This window comes from Cnuella takakiae, from assembly GCF_001953305.1.
GTDB lineage: Bacteria > Bacteroidota > Bacteroidia > Chitinophagales > Chitinophagaceae > Flavisolibacter > Flavisolibacter takakiae.
This window is the reverse complement of sequence record NZ_MTFE01000010.1, coordinates 3,052,447-3,070,561: the sequence shown is the minus strand read 5'-3', so window position 1 is coordinate 3,070,561 and position 18,115 is coordinate 3,052,447. Positions and strand designations below refer to the sequence as shown.

Below are 18,115 nucleotides of genomic sequence, written 5' to 3'. Positions count from 1 at the left end.
GGTCTTTTACCACTACCAGGTTTTTGATCTTAGTCCATGGTCTAGGGCCCATAATCCAACAGCGCCACCAGCGGCACCGAAAAAGCCATCAATCCATCCAGCACAAAATAATAGTGGTAATCGCCGCTGTGCCGCATGCTATAAGGTTGGAGCCCGGCAACAATAAGGCCGGGAATGGAAAGTGCCACAACAGAAACAAGCGGCATACCCTGCCCGTACAACAAGATGCCGGACAGGCCAAAAGCAACCATGATGGTCCAGAACAGGATCAGGATGCCTTCGTGCTCCAGCCAGGTAAGCAGGCTCCTGATGCCTTCCTTTCGGTCTGATTCGCGATCGCGGTAATCGAATAATATGCAGATGGCGTAAATGAGGAAAAAGCGGTTGACGACAAAGAACACGGCTTTGTCTGACTGGTCGGCATTATAGACCAGGAGCGGGAGCAGGGCCGTAACATGTGCCCAGGCAAATGCCAGGAAGATGGTTTTGCCTACCGCAATTTTTTGGAGGTGGAGCGCCCAGTTGTGCGGCACTTTGGGCGCCGAATACAAAAAAGTAACAAAGGCCGTGAGCAGTAACCAGCCCCAATGCGCCCTGAGCAGCCAGGTGCAATACAGGGCTCCAACAAGCGCTATTAGAAAAAGGGTCGCATGTACCGGTTTGTTGCGCCCCGACCAGGCAGTTTTGTTGGAACCACCAAATGCTGCCGGGGTAAAATACCAATGGAAATTATAACTGCACAGGGTGCCAAAAAAAGTAAAACCCAGCAAAGAAGAGTTGATGGGCAGGTGAAACAGGTAACAGGTTTGCCAAACCATGGCTACCGCGCAAATGGCAAGGAAAAAACTGGTAAACAAAAAAAGATTGAATACACGCCTGCCCCAACTGGTGGTGCTTTCATCCTGTTGCGCCAAAGCCTAACGGATTACAATCACGTTTTTATCAAATGTAATGGTGTCGCTGCGGTTGCCTTTGGCGTCCTTCACCGAAAACTGGAGCCGGAGGGTATCGGGTTCATTGGTGTTGGTACCCGGTATGCGGAGGGGCGAATTCTGCAGGGTAAGCGCCGTGCTCCAGGCCATGTTTACATCCATTTCGCCCCTTGTTTTATCCGGAAAAAGGGGAATTTTATACTTGATGGTAAAAGGCAATTTGGTAAAATCGCGTTGGTTGATGCGGGTACGGATAACGGTTACCGAATCATCCACATCACCTTCCTTGTCGGTAAACTCGAGGCTTACCGTCAGGGCCTGTCCAATGGGCACCACGTCGGGTGTGGCCGATAATACTTTAATCTGCGGTTTGGTCTGAAATTCATCTTTGTTACAAGCCATCAGGCCCAAAGCCAGGGCCAGCAATCCATATACAACCTTCATAACACGTTATTAGCTGATCAAATGTAATCTTATTTTGGGTTGAAGCTTTCGCCACCAAAGCCTGTTTCCGGCTTCACCTGCAAACCCGATCTTTGCCACCGATGGAATGGAACTGGATTTTTGCCGATGACCTGTCTTTTACCGCAAAGGCCTTGCGGGTGTTTCACTACCAAAGCGAGGCCAACCCTGTGTACAAACGCTACCTGGCTGCGCTAAATTGCCATACCAGCCAGATTCATTCGGTGGAGCAAATTCCTTTCCTGCCCATCCACCTCTTCAAAAAGGAAGCCGTGGTAAGCGGCAATTGGCAACCTCAAACCATTTTTGAAAGCAGCGGCACCACCGGCACCAGCAACAGCCGCCACCTGGTAAAAGACTTAGGCCTTTACGAAGCCAGTTTTTTCAAGGCATTCCAGCAGTTTTATGGCTCCCCTCAGGACTACTGTATTCTGGGTCTCCTGCCTTCCTACCTGGAAAGGGGCAGTTCCTCCTTGGTGTATATGGTGCAGAAACTGGTTGAACAAAGCGGCCATCACTCGGGAGGTTTTTACCTGTACGATTTTGAAGGGCTTGAACAAACCTTGCGCCGGTTGGAAGCAGAAGGGCAACGAACGATTTTGATCGGTGTTACTTATGCGCTGCTTGATTTTGCCGCAGCCCACCCCTTGCCACTGCAACATACCTTGATAATGGAAACCGGGGGCATGAAAGGGCGGAAAAAAGAACTGCTCCGTGCCGAGGTGCACGAAATCTTGCAGGCAGCATTCCATTTGAAAGGTATCCATTCCGAGTACGGCATGACCGAACTGTTGTCGCAAGCTTACGCCACCCAAGAAGGTATGTTTCACACACCTTCCTGGATGCAGGCACTGTTGCGCGAGGAAGATGATCCCATGGCCATCTGGCAGGCTGTTGAGCAACCCACCACCGGGGCACTCAATATTATTGACCTCGCCAATATTCATTCCTGTTCCTTCATTGCTACCGAAGATGTGGCCCGCCTGCATCCCGATGGGGGCTTTGAAGTTCTGGGCCGGCTGGATCACAGTGATATCAGGGGCTGCAGTTTGCTGGCGATATAACCAGGGCAGGCGCAGGGTTAATAAAATGAATTTTAAAATCTTCCTGTTTATCTTTTCCAAAAGGATTGAACATGCCCGGAGATTCCCTTCAGATTGCCATTGCCACCAGGGGCAAAGCACTAAACAGTTTTGATGCCATCGTTATCGGTTCCGGCATTTCGGGTGGCTGGGCCGCCAAAGAGTTGTGCGGGCAGGGGCTCCGCACCCTTGTGCTGGAAAGGGGCCGCGATGTGCAGCACCTGAAAGATTATCCAACGGCCACCCTGAATCCCTGGGAGTTTCCGCACCGCCTGCGCATGCCTGCTGCTTTCGACAAACAAAACCCCATCCTCACCAAGTGTTATGCAGTAGACGAAGCCACTGCCCACTTTTTTGTAAAGGACACCGAGCACCCATACATACAGGAAAAGCCGTTCGACTGGATCAGGGGTTACCAGGTAGGTGGTAAAAGCCTTACCTGGGCTCGCCAAACCCAACGCTGGAGCGTTACCGATTTTGAGGGTCCGGCAAGGGATGGTTTTGCAGTGGACTGGCCCATTAGGTACAGGGACATTGCGCCCTGGTATAGCTATGTAGAACAATTTGCCGGCATCAGCGGCAACAGGGATGGTGTGGACACCCTGCCCGATGGTGAGTTTTTGCCCGCATGGGATCTGAACTGCGTGGAGCAGGGCATGAAGCAGAAAATAGAAAAAGCCTTTACAGGCAGGCATGTGGTGCAGGGCCGTTGCGCCCACCTTACCCAGCCCAAAGAAGTGCACCTGCAGCAGGGCAGGGGCCGGTGCCAGGCACGGAGCCTTTGTTACCGGGGTTGTCCATTTGGCGGTTATTTCAGTTCCAATGCAGCAACCCTGCCCTGGGCAAAAGCTACCGGTAAAATGACCCTGCAGCCAGACAGCGTGGTGCACTCCCTGATATATGACCAGGAAAGCGGACGGGCAACAGGGGTAAGGGTGATTAATGCGCATACGGGTGCTGCTACCGAATATTTTGCCCGCATCATCTTTGTCAATGCCGCCTGCCTGAATACCAACCTCATCCTGCTGAACTCCACTTCCCGCCGCTTCCCGCAGGGTCTGGGAAATGACAATGGCCTGATGGGTAAATTCATCGCCTTTCACAACTACCGGGGTTCTATCAGTGCCACCATCGACGGTCCATTGGACCAGTATTATTATGGCCGCAGGCCTACCCAGCCCATGATGCCCAACTTCAGGAACGTGCACCAGCAGGAAACCGATTTTCTACGAGGCTATATGAGCTTCTTTAGTGCCTACCGGAGTACGGGTGCTACCACTTCAGGACCTGAGATTGGGGGCGCTTATAAAGATGCATTGGGAGAGCCGGGCGGATGGGGCGTGTTTATGATGATGCAGGGTGAAACAATTCCCAAGGAAAGTAACCATGTGCGTTTGAGCACTACCGAAAAGGATAAATGGGGTATGCCCCTGCTGGTAACCAGTGTGGGTTATGATGACAATGACAAAAAGCTGATGGCAGATTTCCTGCAGGAGGGAAGGGCCATGCTCGAGGCAGCTGGTTGTATTAATATTTCCACTTCCGACTCGGGCCAGGCGCCCGGGTTGGACATCCATGAAATGGGCGGGGTGCGCATGGGCCGTGATCCCAAGACCTCCCTGCTCAATGGCAATAACCAGTTGCACGGGGTACCCAATGTATATGTTACCGATGGCGCCTGTATGACCTCTACCGCCACGCAAAATCCATCGCTTACCTATATGGCACTTACCGCCCGGGCGGCGCATCATGCAGTGGCATCGTTAAAAAAGGAACCGTGTAGGATTTCGGATGTGAGATTCCGGAATTCATAAATTGAAGCTTCAAGTACCAAGCTCCTGGCTATGCACCATTTCCCCAATTGAAATGGTGCATAGCCATTTTCTATACGAGCGCACACTGCCATGAGCGCCCATCCTAAATCTCCAATCCGAAATCAAACTTCATTTTGGCACATTTCTTTAACTACCAATGCTCCACTGATGGGGCAAATGAAAATGAGGCGATTGCTGCCCGGGGTCCTGCAGCTGGGATTTTTGTAACATAAAGACAATGGAGCCATGATGGTAGTAACAGAAGAACAAAAACTGCAGGCCCGCGCATGTTACGAGGAAGCCCTTGAAGGCCTTATCGAAAGCGGGGTCAACTTTATGATGGGCGGCGGCTTTGCCCTGTTCCAGTATACCGGGATCGAACGCGACATGAAAGACCTGGACGTATTCTGCAAACCCAGCGAATACCCTAAGATCATGAAACATTTCGCAGCTAAAGGATTTCAAACTGAACTGACCGATGTGCGTTGGCTGGCCAAAGTGTTTGATGGCCCGCATTATATAGATATCATTTTTGATACGGTTAACAATATTTGCACGGTAGACGACTCCTGGTACGAGCATGCCACCGAGGCCGACTTTGGCGATGTGCGGGTAAAAGTGATCCCACCCGAAGAGCTGATGTGGTGTAAAATCTACGTACAGAACCGCGAACGCTACGACGGTTCCGATGTGAACCACCTGATCCTGAAATGGGGTAAAAAGCTCGACTGGAAGCGGCTCCTGTTCCGCATGGATCCCCACTGGCACCTACTGTTGGCACAGATTCTCCAGTTCCAGTTTGTCTATCCTTCAGACTTTCATGAAATCATCCCTCGTTGGTTGTTTGAAGAATTGATGGAACGGGCACATGAGCAATATGATCTGCCATCGGCAACAGAAAAGGTTTGCCGTGGACCCATCATCGACCAAACGCAGTACCAGGTGGATATCAAGGAATGGAATTATAAAGTGTGCACGATTAAAACGGTGTAAGTGGGAGCGGGTTGCAGCCGGATGTTATTGGCTTAAGCACTTAATCTAGAGATTATTGATTATTGGATTATTGATTATTAGTGCAGGTAACTCCAACAATTAGTAATTCAATAATCAATAATTACAGAGGATAGCCGCTTTTTCAAACAATAAGCTTGTACAGCATGGAAGAACAAAACAACATGGTCAGAATTGCAGCGGTAGGCGATATCCATGTTCGGGAAACGGACACGGGCAAATGGAAGGAATGTTTTAAACTGGTGTCGCAGGAAGCAAAAGTATTGCTGATTTGCGGCGACCTCACCGATACCGGTGATGAAGGTGAAGCGCAGGTGCTGGCCGAAGAACTGAAGGCTTGTACCATCCCGGTTGTGGCCGTACTCGGCAACCATGATTATGAAAAAGGCAGGCATAAGCTGATCCGCAACATGCTGCAAAAAGCGGGGGTGCACATGCTGGATGGCGAGTCGATCGTGTTGGAAGGCATTGGATTTGCCGGCATCAAAGGTTTTGGTGGTGGTTTCGACAACCATATGCTTTCGATGTTTGGCGAAGGCGCGATGAAGGCCTTTGTACAGGAAGCGGTGGACGAAGCGCTCCACCTGGACCGTGCACTGGCCAGGTTAGATTCGATGGAGTCGGGGCTTAAGAAAATAGTGCTGATGCACTATGCACCCATCAAGGCTACTGTTGTAGGTGAGCCGGAAGCCATCTTTCCTTTCCTGGGTTCCTCCCGTCTTGCTGAACCGCTTACGCGGCGTAAGGTGACAGCCGCTTTTCACGGGCATGCACATGTGGGTACATTGGAAGGCAATATTGATGGTGTAAAGGTGTTTAACGTAGCCCGGCAAATTTTGAAGAAGGAAGGTTACCCTGAACCATTTTACTATTTTGATGTGTAACCTGGTTGAACAATGGAATAAAAGGAAAATCCCGGCCGCCAGCCGGGTTTTTCATTCTTAAGATGCTTGGGAGAGCTTCGGATCAAATCATTATCCTTTAACGACGTTCAACTTTGCTTTTCTAAATTTTTTAAACCTTTCACAATCGCACCAGTACCTAATGCATACTTTTAGGCCAATCCTCCATTCAATGAAACATTTGTTTTTGCTATGCTTCTTCCTGCCTCTTTTTGCTGCGGCACAGGATTGTAACCTTACCCGCGAAAAGGACCAGTTCAGCCAGGAGCCCAAAATCACTACCGGGTTTATACCTTTCAAAACCCTGAAGCGCTTTTCCCTTTCGCTGGATGCTACCAAGAAGGAGATTGACTTTTTCTTTAACCTCACCGGTGTTCCCGACCAGTGTTTCGACGACCAGTCTACTGCAGTATTCACTTTTGAAGGCGGCAGGTTAAAAGCCACATTTAAGAATACAGGCTCGGTAAATTGCCAGGGGCTGTTTCATACCAATTTTAAAAATCTTGCGGTGACGCCTTCCATGCTGCAAAGGCTGGCTACAAAAAAGACCCTGAGCATCAAAATGATTGGAACCCGTGGCGAAGTGGACCTTGTACTGAACGAGCAACAGCAGGAACAATTGATGAAAGCTATCAACTGCATCATCACTGAGGCGAAGACATTGCTTTAAGCCGGTGTTGAACCACAATGACCGGCAGTAAACGATGGAGCAATAAGGTTTAAACAAGGTGTTGCTTGCCTGAGCATATACTGCTTCATCCTGCATGCTCCTTCCTGTTATGTTGTGGAGCTGGATTCATCCTTATTTCATCACAAGGAAAAGCCCGCCGGACACTTTTTTACCTGCTCCTTCGTTTACAGGCATAGTATTGCCGCCTGGTTAGGAGTAAACCGCTCCGCAGGCCATCCTTAACCAACCCTTCCTTTTGTTATTGCTTATGAACACAAAACCTTCTTTTTGGCAGCGCCTGGGCCTGCACGAGTGGCTGGTGAAAAAAGACCCGGAGGCTACAAAAGCCAAAGCGCCTGCCGTTACCCCCAACGATGTGTTTCACTATATCGGGCAAAAGTTTGATGAGTCGGTTAAGGAACTGTCCTTTGCCAGTCGCATCGTCTTTTTCCATGAGTACATCATCTGCTTCAATGCCGAGGACTACCAGGATTTCATGGACAGCAAAAAAGGCATTTTCGGCCTGATTGTGCAGGAGGCGGTACGGGGCTTTTACGACAAGCTCAAATCTTTTAAAGCGGAAGGTAAAAACGTAGAGCCTTCAGCATCCAAGTGGGTATTCCGTTTTGTGTCGCACCCCGACTATGTGCGGGGCGACCTGGGCTTTATTGGCAAGCTCCTGCCCGGCGCCGCGGCCCAGCAAAACGATAACCTAAGGGTGACCTTTATTCCCCGTCAAACGGGCATAGCCCAAACCCTGGATGTTAATCCCGAAATCCTCAAAGGGTTTACTTTTTACAGTGAAGGTTACTACGAAGTGCCTTTTACTACCGAGCTGGCCTATACGCAGAACAGCATCAGCAGCCAGCCCTCCGGTGCGCTGGCCCGACTGGAAACCATCCTGCCCGATAAGGCATTTTCGGGCAAAAAGCTGGAGTACCTGATGCAGGATGAAGAGATCGTGGTGTCGGGCAAAGATGAAACCCGTACTGCCGCCAATATTTTTAAGGTGCCTTCCGAGTGGGTGAATACACCACACCTCAGGGTACGCTTTGACCGGTCTTCGGCAAAGTTTTTTGTAGCCTCTTTTGGCGAAAAAACCGTGGTAAACGAACAGGAGATCAGGCGCAGCCCTGCCACTGATCCCCAGTGGACGGAAGTGCCCGTTAATTCAAGAATGGTGCTGAACGGTATTGTGGGTATCAACCTGTTCAAAGGTTGATAGCGGGTGTTTCATCGCTACCCTGTTTGATTAACCCTTAACCAAGCCTGGCATAAACTTTCTCTATGGCCAATCTTTCCCTTGCCCTGCTGCTGATCATAGTATTGCTGCTGGCTGCGCATTTCCTGGAAATTAAAAAGACCCACCGCAGGCATGACTAACCTCTATTTTGGAGCTACCCACAAGGGGATGGTAAGGTCCAACAATGAAGACAGTTTCTTTGTACAGCCGGTGATGCAGGGTGCTTACCTGGCAGCCTGTGTTATTGATGGCGTGGGCGGCTATGAAGGCGGCGAAGTGGCGGCACAACTGGCACATGATACCCTGCTAGAATACCTGAGTGTGCCTTCGGGCAGCGCAGCCACCATGATGCTGGAAGCCATGACCGCGGCTAACGACCGCATTCTTGCCGAGCGCAGGGCAAACCCCAAACTGGCCGATATGGCCTGTGTGGCTACCCTCGTGCTGGCCGATGAACAATCCAATACCCTCCATTACATCCATGTAGGCGATACCCGCCTATACCTGTACCGGGATGGTTCGCTGGTAAAAGTTACCCGCGACCAGTCGTTTGTTGGCTTTCTTGAAGACAGCGGTAAGCTGAGCGAGGGCGAGGCCATGCACCATTTGAAACGCAACGAGATCGACAAAGCCCTTGGCTTTGACCTGCAGTTGCGCAACCAAAAAGATTATTTCGACACCGGCACATCACCCTACCTGCCGGGCGATATTTTGCTGCTGTGCAGCGATGGCCTGACCGACTTGGTAACTGCAGCAGACATAAGGGCAGTACTGGCTTCTGAAGATGCTTTGCCCCAAAAAACGGAACGGCTGATTGATGCCGCCAACAGGGCAGGAGGGAAAGACAATATTACGGTGGTGCTGGTGCGGCATAGCCGCAAGCCACAAAACCAAAAAGCCATAAAGCCCAAGGGCAAACCGGGCAGAAAAAAGAAAGTATCGCCAGTTTCCCCAGTTGTGCCCCAACCAGCGGAACAGGCTGCCAAGGACCCCGTTGCAATGCAACAGCCGGTGAAGAAAAAGAAAGCATGGATTCCCTACCTCGTTTTGCTGCCACTTATTCTGGCTACAGTCTTATTTATCTGGCAACAGCAACAAAAGCCAGCAAGCATCGCCGTTATACCGCCCGACCCTTTGTTCCAGAAACTGGAAGCAAATCTTGCAGCTGCCCCAGACACCCTCAACTGGATGGACAACACCCGGCAAATGATAACCGTGCAAGATACCCTTCTTGTCCAAAGTGATAGTTTGCTGATCAAAGGAAACGGGTTGCACCTGGTTGCCGACTCCAGTTTTAGCGGTGCTGCCTTTTCCTTGGGCCCTAAAAACAAACACCTGGTTTTGGAGGATATGGTTTTTGAAAATTTTGAAACCGCTATCCTTGCTGGTGGACACAGTGTACAGCTGAAGAATGTACAGTTCCTGAATTGCGCCGTGCCGGTGCAAATGAGCGGCACCGCACCCGTGAACAGTCCGGCCAACCTGATGGTTTCAGATTCCCTGTTTTCCGACACAACCCAAATACGATGAAGATGGCCGAAAAACCGATGATAAAAAAAGGCCGGGGAATAGAAAGGCTGTTTCTCTTAATGGCAACCTTGGTGTTGGGTTTGCTTTTTTACCAACTGTATACCGTTTTACAACGCGACTTTACTGATGTGCCGCAACGGCTTGGCGATGGCAGCATGGTTAACCTCAACGCTGAGAACCCCGGCGGCAAGGTGCGGGCACTTTTACAAAAAGGCTTTTACCTGGAGGACTACAGGGACATCAACCTCGTTAGTTCCATACTCACCACCCGCCTGCGCGATGACCAGGAGCCGGTGGACAACATCGGCGAACTGAACAAACGCAAATACTATGTGCAGGCAAACGAGGCATATGCAAAAGGCGGTGCTTCCTTTCAAAAAAGGGTGGCGCTTTCCCGCGAGCTGATTGGTTTTTCCGGCCCGGATTCCCTTTTATTTGAGCAGGAGGTACAAAAGCCCATTTCCGCTCCCCAAAAGGTGCAGGCCGGCTTGGGTAATCAGGAGATTACAGCAACTATTGTAAACCGTGAAGGAGACCCTGTTGCAGGTGTACTGGTGCGCCTCAACCTGGTTTTACCACAGGATAGCCTGTACAGCAATGCCGTAGTAGAGGTAAACAGGTTGCAAACCGAAAAGGGCGCGGGATTTGAAAAGACCTTCATCCTCAATGAAGGAGGCCAAAGGCAGTTGCAATCGCTGGTAGCTTATGCACGTACCAACGAGGATGGGGAAGCGGAATTTGGCGGTTTGCCAAAGGGCAAAGCATTTTCGGTGCTGCCGCTACAACCTGGGTTTCAATTCGGAGGTGCTAAGGGCATAAGTGCTTTAAAAGGAGATCCCGACTTTGCTTTCCTGCAAACGCCGCATACCATCAAACTGCTCAGCACCAGGGATTTCAACAACCTAAAAAAAGAAGGTGCGCTCATTGTGCGCACACCTGCCGAGGTAAACAATTGGTTTTGGATCATCTGCGGGGTGTTTTTTGCTGCATTCTGGCTGGTGCATGGCTTGCTGTCCTTTCGTTTTGCCCATGCCGACCAGTTGATATTGCCCGTCGTGTTCCTGCTAACAGGATTTTCCATACTTACCCTGTTCAGCCTCCAGGATCCCTTGCGCGACCGCTTCCTGGTGCGCGACATGCTCAGCTTCTTCACCATAGGCATCGTGCTACTATCCCTGCTGATGCTTTTTGACCTCAGGCGTTTCACGCCAGACTCGGGCTTGTTCCGCTTATTTTATTTCAAACAGCACAAGGGTGCGGCCAACGGCTGGCCCTGGGCTGCGCTTGGCCTGGCCTTATTGGCGCTTACCATTCTATTTGGTACCGGCCCCGAGGGCAGCGGTGTAAAAGTCAACCTCTTTGGTTTTCAGCCCAGCGAGCTGGTGCGCTTTATTCTGCTGGTATTTCTTGCCGGTTTCTTTACTGCCAACGAAAGATTTATTTCAGGGTATGCCACAGCACGCAGCCGCTGGCGTTTTTTCTCCTTTGCACTCGCAGCTGTGCTCGCTATCATTTTCCTCTTCCTGGTATTGGGCGATTTAGGGCCTGCCATGGTGGTCTGCTTTACGTTTATCATCCTGCTGTCTTTTGCCCGCGGCGATTTTGCTCAAACCATTGCAGCCGTGGTATTGTACACCCTTGCAGTTTGGGCTACCGGAAATGTATGGATTGGAACGGCCATCACTTTTGTACTGATGGGGGCCCTGTATTTCTTTGTTCGCAAACAGATCAGTGAACCAGCCATCATGGCCGTTGTGGTGATCGCTGCCTTCCTGCTCCTGGACCAGGTGCCTTTATTAGACTTGCTTTTCCCCGGCCCCATTCAGCGCCTTACCGACCGAAAGGCCATCTGGGAAAATGCCTGGGACAATAATGTATTTGGCGGCGACCAGGTAGCCAATGGTATCTGGGCGATGGCCAGTGGTGGCATTCGTGGGCAGGGCATTGGTGAGGGTTTTGGCAAAACCATTCCCGAAGCACATACCGATATGATCCTGCCCGCTTTTGGCGAAGAGTTTGGCTGGGCAGGTATCATTAGTGTGTTTGTCCTTTTTCTGGTGTACCTACACAGGGCCATCGTTATCGGCAGGCAAACGGGCCGGCCCTTTCTGTTTTACCTGGCAGCAGGTATCGGCATCAGCACCTTTGTGCAATTTGTGCTGATTGCAGGCGGCTCTACCGGAGCCCTTCCGCTGTCGGGGGTGGCCTTACCTTTCGTAAGCTATGGCGGCTCTTCGCTCATCATGAACATGGTGGCTGCGGGTTTCCTGCTGTCCGTTTCCCTGGTGCAGGGCTCGCCGGCACAAATGAACTATATCGGTAAACAACAGGATCGCAACCTGATGCCTGCATTGGTAGCAGCCGGTATAGGAATCATACTGCTGGGTGTAAATGTGTCGCGATACCTGTTCAACAACAAACGCTGGGTGGTAGAACCTGCGCTGGTAGCGGAACGGAGCGGTGCCCGGATGTACAGCTACAACCCCCGTATTGCCATCCTCATGAACCGCTTGCAGGCGGGCAATATTTACGACAGGAAAGGGGTGTTGTTGGCAACCAGCAAGCCCCGGTTGTTGGTGCAGCAAAAAGATACCCTGGTGAAATCGGGGCTGATGGCCTTCGAACTGGAAGCCCTGAGTCACCGACGCCAGGATCGATATTACCCCTTCGGTGCCCATGCTTTCTTCTGGACGGGCGATGCCAATACCGGCGTATTCACCGGCGGCAACAATGGCTATTTTGCCGAATACCAGCACGGTGCCGAATTGCGGGGATTTCCCACGCCCATTTCCAACCAACAGGTAGTAGCAACCCGTTTCCGCGAAGATCCTTTCCTGCCGCGTGAAGCACGCGAAATGGTTGTGGCCCGCAGGGACTACCGCGCACTCTCGCCCATGTTGTTGTCGGGAATCAACAGCCCGCTGGTGGATAGCTTCAAACAAAAGAACCGGGATATGCAACTGAGCATCGACGCAGGTTTGCAAACCGCAATCCAGCAATCGCTGCAAACAGACGAAACCATCCGCAACAGCCGAGTGTCCATTGTGGTAATGGACGATATCCAAGGTGATGTGCTGGCTTCTGCACTTTATCCTTTACCCCCGGTTGACGACTGGGACCTGCTCACCCTTTCCGCAAGACAGCAGGCACAACTGGGCACTTTTGTTACAACGGCAGATCTTGGGTTTACGCATGCCACGCAGCCCGGCTCTACAGCCAAACTGCTGACGGCACTGGCTGCCTTCAATAAATTGGGCGATGCCGCCGCCCGCCGCAGCTTCCAGATCAGGCAACAGGACCTGGTGCGCACCCGTGGCGATGAGCCAGATGAAACAGGCACCATTGGTATGGAGCGGGCCATTGTAAAATCAAACAATCCATATTTTATTAGGCTGGCCAACGAAGAAAGCCTCCAGGAGGAAATGGCCACCCTGTATATACAAACCGGGATGTTCCTGCGGGGGCTGGGCGGCTATTACTATAGTTTTGACGGTGGCAATGCCTACCAGGCAGAGCAATGGCGCAAAACCTGGCGGGCTACCGAGTTTCAGAGCAAACGGCGTTACGACCCCAATAATATCCGGGCAACCCGAGGGCTGGGCATTTCGGGTATGGCATGGGGACAAGGTGAGCTGGTGAGCACACCGGCATCTGTGGCCCGGCTGGCCGCAGGTATTGCCAATAATGGGTTTTTAACCGACAACCGTTATGTACTGCGGATAGCCGATTCGTTATTAGCGCCAAAGGACAGCCTGGTGCTGGCCAAAAGGCCCGAGCATACCCAGCTGCTAACCGGCTTTATGCAGGCACAAAGTGCGGGTAAGCGCGACAGGTTGGGTATTGCTGTTGCAGGAAAGACCGGTACCCCTGAAAGAATTGTACGCGGCAAAAGGATCAACGATGGGTGGTACGTGTTTTTTGCCCCCAAACCCAATGGCCAGGGACATACCGTTTGTTGTGTGCGGGTAGAAGACACCAAAGGCAGCAGTATTGCCGTGGCGGTTGCCGGCCGGCATGTGATACCGGTACTATTGCAAAGAGGATATGTTCAAGGTTATTGATCGAGCTTGCAGGCCCTGTAAGTTGCAAGTTTATACCTGCCAACCTGGTTAAAATATGATTGGAACAGGTGGAAGAAGGGAACACAATATTTTGCGCAACCTTTAAAAAGAGCTTATGTTTTCAAAGTTTTTTAAAAACGAAGAAATCCCTTCAGATGTCAAGAACATCCGCCAGCAATTGCTCCTTTTTATAAAAGATCAATTACAGCAGTGGGAGGGTGGCGAAGGCGGTAATATCCGCAGCATACAGCTTTATCTTTTCCCCGCCGAAGGGGAAAGAAGCCAGTATGCCGCTGCGGTATTTGAAGGGTCAGAAGACCAGTTCCGGGAGGAGGTTCAGCGCATTGCAGACGACTATGCCCTTGACCTGCCCCTGGAATGGAATTTTGAACTGGCATTTGCGCCTGCACCTGCCGAGGCGGTCCAGGCTCCGGGCTTGCAGGCCGCAATGCTGGTGGACAGCCGGAAAAGAAAAATTGCCACCCAGGGATTGCGCAAAGGATACATCATCGTTCAGCAGGGCGAAACGGAACAGGCCCGGTACCAGTTTGATGCAGCCTCCGGGAAAATTACCATCGGCCGCGATAAGATGGTACAGGCGGGTGACGGATTTCACCGCGAAAATAAAATTGCATTCCTTGCCCAAAGCAGCCAGGAAGCCAACAGGTTTGTAAGTCGCCAGCATGCGCATGTAGAATGGAGCGAAGAAGTAGGTGCTTTCCAGCTATTTGCTGACGAAGGGGGCATTCCGCCACGCAACAAGGTAAAGGTGCGCACGGGTGGAAATGAACCTGTGAAACTGCAAAGCACACATATTGGTTATACCCTCCAGCATGGCGACCAGATCATCCTGGGCGATTCGGCCCTGCTGGAGTTTGGTTATGAAGCCTAGACCAGAAATACTGCAACTACTTGCAGCTAGAAGCTCCAGGCAAACGCAAACAGCCTGAAGCTTTTTAACTTGCTAACCGCATACATACATGTCGAAAGTATTTACCATAACAGAGGGATTGGAGAACATGGGTGCCCTTAAAACGGGTGGCCAGGGTTCGGTGTATAAGGCACGGCGGATGGGACCCATCATCACGGCAGTAAAACTGCTGCCCACACCCATACATAGCGAGAGTGAACATGATAAGCACTATGTAGATTTCCTGAACGAGGTGGCCAAGCTGAAAAGGGTAAGCGAGCAGCCCAACCCCAATATTGTCAAAATCCTGAGTTCGGGTATAACAGAAAGCGGCTCGCTGCCTTTTATTGAAATGGAGTTCATTGAAGGCCCCGACCTCGAGGAACTGCTGCAACCGCCACATGAACCAATTTTTACCATCAAGGAAGCCATCAAGGTTGCCGACCATCTTTCCAATGCACTGGCGCATTGTCACCGGCTGGGCATCCGGCATGGTGATATAAAAAGCAACAACGTCAAGTTCAACATACATACCGGCAATTACGTACTGCTCGATTTCGGGCTGGCCATCATGAGCGACGAACAGCGGCGCACCAGTTTGCGGCAGGCCGGCGCCATCGAGTTTATGGCACCGGAGCAGAATGATGGATTGCTGCTGCCGCAAAGTGATATTTACGCATTTGGCATTATCCTTTTTGAACTCCTGGCAGGAAGGGTTCCCTTTCCCTTATCAAACCGCAACGAACATGCCCGCAACGAAGTAAGACTCCAGCACATGGAGGCAACCGTCCCAGACCCGATGACCCTGCGTGCGGAACATTTGCCGGAAGGCTGGAGCTCGGAGAAAAAAGACCGGGAAAGCCATGTGCCGCAATGGTTGCTGGATATGATCGCGCAGTGCCTGGAAAAGAAGCCTGATGCCCGGTTTAAGGATGGAGCTGCTTTGCAGGAATTTCTGGTTTTGCACAGCACACAAACCCGGAAAACAGGCAACATAACCGCTGCACCGACAACGGCCTGGCAGCAGGAAAACGAGCAATTGCGCAGGGAAAAAAGCGAACTGCAAAAATCATTGCAACAGCAAACCGAACAGGTGCAGGCAAAGGAGCAGGAACTGGTGAACCTGCGTGTGGCACTTACCCGTAAGGACCGCGAACTGCAGGCTTATGCAAACCGACCCGAACCGGCTATTGCACCGGCACAACGGCAACCCGCCCGCCGCGACCGCAGCCTGCGCCTGCCCATGATCCTGTTGGGTTTATTTATTATTGGTGCCATCATTTACATGGCCATCAGCAACCTGTTTGCCGGCAAGCAAGAGGCCACAAAAAAACCGGTAACTACTATCGAGCAACCCAAGGAAACCAAAGCCGAGCAGCCCAGGAAGGTGATTGGTGAATACAAGGTGGTAAACGACCGCGCTTATTTTCACAATGAAGCGGATGAAGCTTCCCGTAGGGGCGCTTACCTCGTTCCTTCGGAAGAAATTATCAAAGCATTGGAAGAACAGGGCGATTTTATATATACGGAGTTTACCAACAGCAGGGGGCAAACCTCCAAAGGCTGGCTGCAGAAAGCCGACCTGATGCCCTTGGAGGAATGGCAGGCACAGGAGGCAACAAAGCCGGTACAGCTTACCAAAATTGAAATCAACCAGCAGTTGCAGCAAGCCAAACAATTGCTGGAGCAGGGAAATAAGGATGATGCGATAGAAATTTATAAAACCCTGGCAGCGCAGGAAGTGCCTGAAGCACTGTTTGAATATGGCAACCGTGCCCTTAAAGCCGAACATTCCGGGCTTGATTGCAACTCCGCTTTTGGAATGGTGGAAAAAGCAGCGGAAAGGGATTATACCCCAGCCAAAAGAACCCTTGGTTTTCTCTACCTGTTTGGTCAAAACCAGCAGGTTCTTCGTGTGGCCAAATACAACCGTTGTTCCTTTGACCGCGATATTGTAAGGGGCAGTCGACTGCTGATGCAAGCCATCTCTGAAGGCGATTCTACTGCCAGTGAAATCCTCAATGATTTCAACAAACAGCAGGGTGAAGATGGAGATGTGCAGTAAGGATAAGGTTTTTAGTTTTTGATTTATAGTTTGGCTAAGTTTATTGTGCACCTCAGCAAATGGCGGTACAAGCTTATTTAAGTGGTAAGATTTTAATGCCGACCTATGTCGGCATTCTCTTTCCTTAATTACAAAAATGAAATTGAAGGATTTACTGAAAGGCATCTGCAGGACAAGAACCTGTTGCAACAATAAGCCTGCTACAAGCCTTTGAAGCTCTTAATGCCGGCTGTTCATCTTGGGCACGTGCAATAACTCCTTACGCAAGGTTTGCTTTAGGTGACACTTTACCAACTCACCCATGGAGCCCTGCGATTTAAATTGCGTGGTGCCAAAATGTTGATTAAGTGCAATAGCCAGTTCGGCGATCTTTTGTTGCGTGGATATTTCATCTGTTTGCATGGTATCCAATAGGTCTTTGATGCGGTATTTATCGGAAGCTAGCCGGAAGGCCATCATGGTTCTTTCTTCCGTTTGGTACTGCTTTACTGTTTCCATGTTTAGCAGTTGCGATGCCAGTTCAACAAGCGGCCGGTTCTCTTTGAAGAACTGGGGCAGGTACAGGTTCTTTCTGCCTTCGTAACTCTGTTGATCAAAATCGATGGCGCGGATGCGGTACTGAAAATCTTCTATATCGGGTGTGATGTCCACTACCCAGTTGTAGCTGCGCATGTCTCCGAGCAGCCTTACAAAACACCGCTCATTGAACTTCACAAACTCCTTGGCAAAACGGGTTCGGTTGGTGTCCGGAGCATCGAGGTATTGTTGTATGAACACATCGCCTGGAATGCCAGCCACATGTTCTTCCACGATGGTGCCCGGTGCTGTAAGATAAGTAATGCGGTTGGGTGATAAGAGGTGCTCCAGTTCCAGCCCATAAATGCGGGAGGCATCTTCCTTTTTGATATAATAATGATCGTAGTTGTCGTTATACCTGTTTACAATACGCACCCGGAAGGGGTTCGAGTTGCCGAAAGTGCAGTAATCAACCCTGGCAACATCCAGGTGCTTGGTATAAGAAAAATCGCCTTCGGTTTTCAGGATTGCATACAGGTTGATCAGTTCGGTCCGAAGAAAATTCCACTCCCGCATATCGTAGAGCGTTTTTTCCCAATAGGTGTCTTTGCCTGCTTTGTCTTTAAGTGGAATAGAAAAAGACATGTTCATCAGGTCCTGGTACACCAGGGGGAGCGTTGCTTCCCGGCCATGCTTTTTCAGGTAGGACCGCAGGCCCTTGCTAACAGGGTAAAAGGTTTTTTTACGGGAGGGCTTGTCCAGTTCAACGCTCATGCACCGAATGTAGGAAAAAGAAAAGCCGGTCAAATGACCGGCTTCCAGAAAAACAAGCAAGCGAAAAGGAGTTGTTCCTATACCATGTATAAGGTAGGTAAGGCATTTAGGATTTGTGTATTCTCAATTCAACATCGGCCTCT

The 18,115-nt window shown here is 50.8% G+C and carries 13 protein-coding genes; 10 read left to right on the top strand and 3 right to left on the bottom strand.

Translation table 11 applies throughout. The features are described 5' to 3' along the window. Positions 1-41: 41 nt before the first annotated feature. Positions 42-914, bottom strand: coding sequence for a UbiA family prenyltransferase (locus BUE76_RS13415; protein WP_073039623.1), 873 nt, complete (start codon positions 912-914; stop codon positions 42-44). Positions 915-917: 3 nt separating this feature from the next. Continuing rightward, positions 918-1,376 (bottom strand): hypothetical protein, encoded by a 459-nt coding sequence (locus BUE76_RS13410; protein ID WP_073039625.1) that lies wholly within the window; start codon positions 1,374-1,376, stop codon positions 918-920. 101 nt (positions 1,377-1,477) lie between these two features. Here BUE76_RS13410 and BUE76_RS13405 point away from each other — a divergent pair, with 101 nt between their 5' ends. From BUE76_RS13405 to BUE76_RS13360, 10 genes are all read left to right on the top strand, one after another. After that, positions 1,478-2,458: a long-chain-fatty-acid--protein ligase gene (locus BUE76_RS13405; RefSeq protein ID WP_073039627.1), complete on the top strand. Its 981-nt coding sequence runs from the start codon at positions 1,478-1,480 to the stop codon at positions 2,456-2,458. Between the two features lie 71 nt (positions 2,459-2,529). Further along, positions 2,530-4,290 (top strand): GMC oxidoreductase, encoded by a 1,761-nt coding sequence (locus BUE76_RS13400; RefSeq protein WP_073039629.1) that lies wholly within the window; start codon positions 2,530-2,532, stop codon positions 4,288-4,290. 246 nt (positions 4,291-4,536) lie between these two features. Continuing rightward, entirely contained in the window at positions 4,537-5,283 is a 747-nt protein-coding gene (locus BUE76_RS13395) for a nucleotidyltransferase (protein WP_245798279.1), read from the top strand. A gap of 164 nt (positions 5,284-5,447) precedes the next feature. Continuing rightward, positions 5,448-6,185, top strand: coding sequence for a metallophosphoesterase family protein (locus tag BUE76_RS13390; protein WP_073039630.1), 738 nt, complete (start codon positions 5,448-5,450; stop codon positions 6,183-6,185). 190 nt (positions 6,186-6,375) lie between these two features. Continuing rightward, entirely contained in the window at positions 6,376-6,873 is a 498-nt protein-coding gene (locus BUE76_RS13385) for a hypothetical protein (protein ID WP_073039632.1), read from the top strand. Positions 6,874-7,141: 268 nt separating this feature from the next. Further along, complete coding sequence (locus BUE76_RS13380; RefSeq protein ID WP_073039634.1) at positions 7,142-8,095, top strand: hypothetical protein; 954 nt, start codon at positions 7,142-7,144, stop codon at positions 8,093-8,095. Between the two features lie 153 nt (positions 8,096-8,248). Next, positions 8,249-9,646 (top strand): PP2C family protein-serine/threonine phosphatase, encoded by a 1,398-nt coding sequence (locus BUE76_RS13375; protein ID WP_073039636.1) that lies wholly within the window; start codon positions 8,249-8,251, stop codon positions 9,644-9,646. Continuing rightward, positions 9,643-13,707, top strand: a complete 4,065-nt coding sequence (locus BUE76_RS13370) for an FtsW/RodA/SpoVE family cell cycle protein (RefSeq protein WP_245798280.1) — start codon at positions 9,643-9,645, stop codon at positions 13,705-13,707. The genes BUE76_RS13375 and BUE76_RS13370 overlap by 4 nt, the downstream gene beginning before the upstream one ends. 115 nt (positions 13,708-13,822) lie before the next feature. Then, positions 13,823-14,599: an FHA domain-containing protein gene (locus BUE76_RS13365; RefSeq protein WP_073039638.1), complete on the top strand. Its 777-nt coding sequence runs from the start codon at positions 13,823-13,825 to the stop codon at positions 14,597-14,599. Between the two features lie 88 nt (positions 14,600-14,687). Further along, positions 14,688-16,682: a serine/threonine-protein kinase gene (locus BUE76_RS13360; protein ID WP_073039640.1), complete on the top strand. Its 1,995-nt coding sequence runs from the start codon at positions 14,688-14,690 to the stop codon at positions 16,680-16,682. A gap of 219 nt (positions 16,683-16,901) precedes the next feature. Here the strand turns inward: BUE76_RS13360 and BUE76_RS13355 are convergent, their stop codons facing one another. Beyond that, positions 16,902-17,972 carry a hypothetical protein gene (locus tag BUE76_RS13355; RefSeq protein WP_073039642.1) on the bottom strand — a complete coding sequence of 357 codons (1,071 nt, stop codon included), beginning with the start codon at positions 17,970-17,972 and terminating at the stop codon, positions 16,902-16,904. Positions 17,973-18,115: the final 143 nt, after the last annotated feature.

Coding starts and splice junctions, on each gene's coding strand:
- BUE76_RS13385 (WP_073039632.1), top strand. CDS start 6,376: ATGAAACATTTGTTTTTGCTATGCTTCTTCCTGCCTCTTTTTGCTGCG.
- BUE76_RS13405 (WP_073039627.1), top strand. CDS start 1,478: ATGGAATGGAACTGGATTTTTGCCGATGACCTGTCTTTTACCGCAAAG.
- BUE76_RS13370 (WP_245798280.1), top strand. CDS start 9,643: ATGAAGATGGCCGAAAAACCGATGATAAAAAAAGGCCGGGGAATAGAA.
- BUE76_RS13380 (WP_073039634.1), top strand. CDS start 7,142: ATGAACACAAAACCTTCTTTTTGGCAGCGCCTGGGCCTGCACGAGTGG.
- BUE76_RS13400 (WP_073039629.1), top strand. CDS start 2,530: ATGCCCGGAGATTCCCTTCAGATTGCCATTGCCACCAGGGGCAAAGCA.
- BUE76_RS13390 (WP_073039630.1), top strand. CDS start 5,448: ATGGAAGAACAAAACAACATGGTCAGAATTGCAGCGGTAGGCGATATC.
- BUE76_RS13375 (WP_073039636.1), top strand. CDS start 8,249: ATGACTAACCTCTATTTTGGAGCTACCCACAAGGGGATGGTAAGGTCC.
- BUE76_RS13365 (WP_073039638.1), top strand. CDS start 13,823: ATGTTTTCAAAGTTTTTTAAAAACGAAGAAATCCCTTCAGATGTCAAG.
- BUE76_RS13395 (WP_245798279.1), top strand. CDS start 4,537: ATGATGGTAGTAACAGAAGAACAAAAACTGCAGGCCCGCGCATGTTAC.
- BUE76_RS13360 (WP_073039640.1), top strand. CDS start 14,688: ATGTCGAAAGTATTTACCATAACAGAGGGATTGGAGAACATGGGTGCC.
- BUE76_RS13410 (WP_073039625.1), bottom strand. CDS start 1,376: ATGAAGGTTGTATATGGATTGCTGGCCCTGGCTTTGGGCCTGATGGCT.
- BUE76_RS13355 (WP_073039642.1), bottom strand. CDS start 17,972: ATGAGCGTTGAACTGGACAAGCCCTCCCGTAAAAAAACCTTTTACCCT.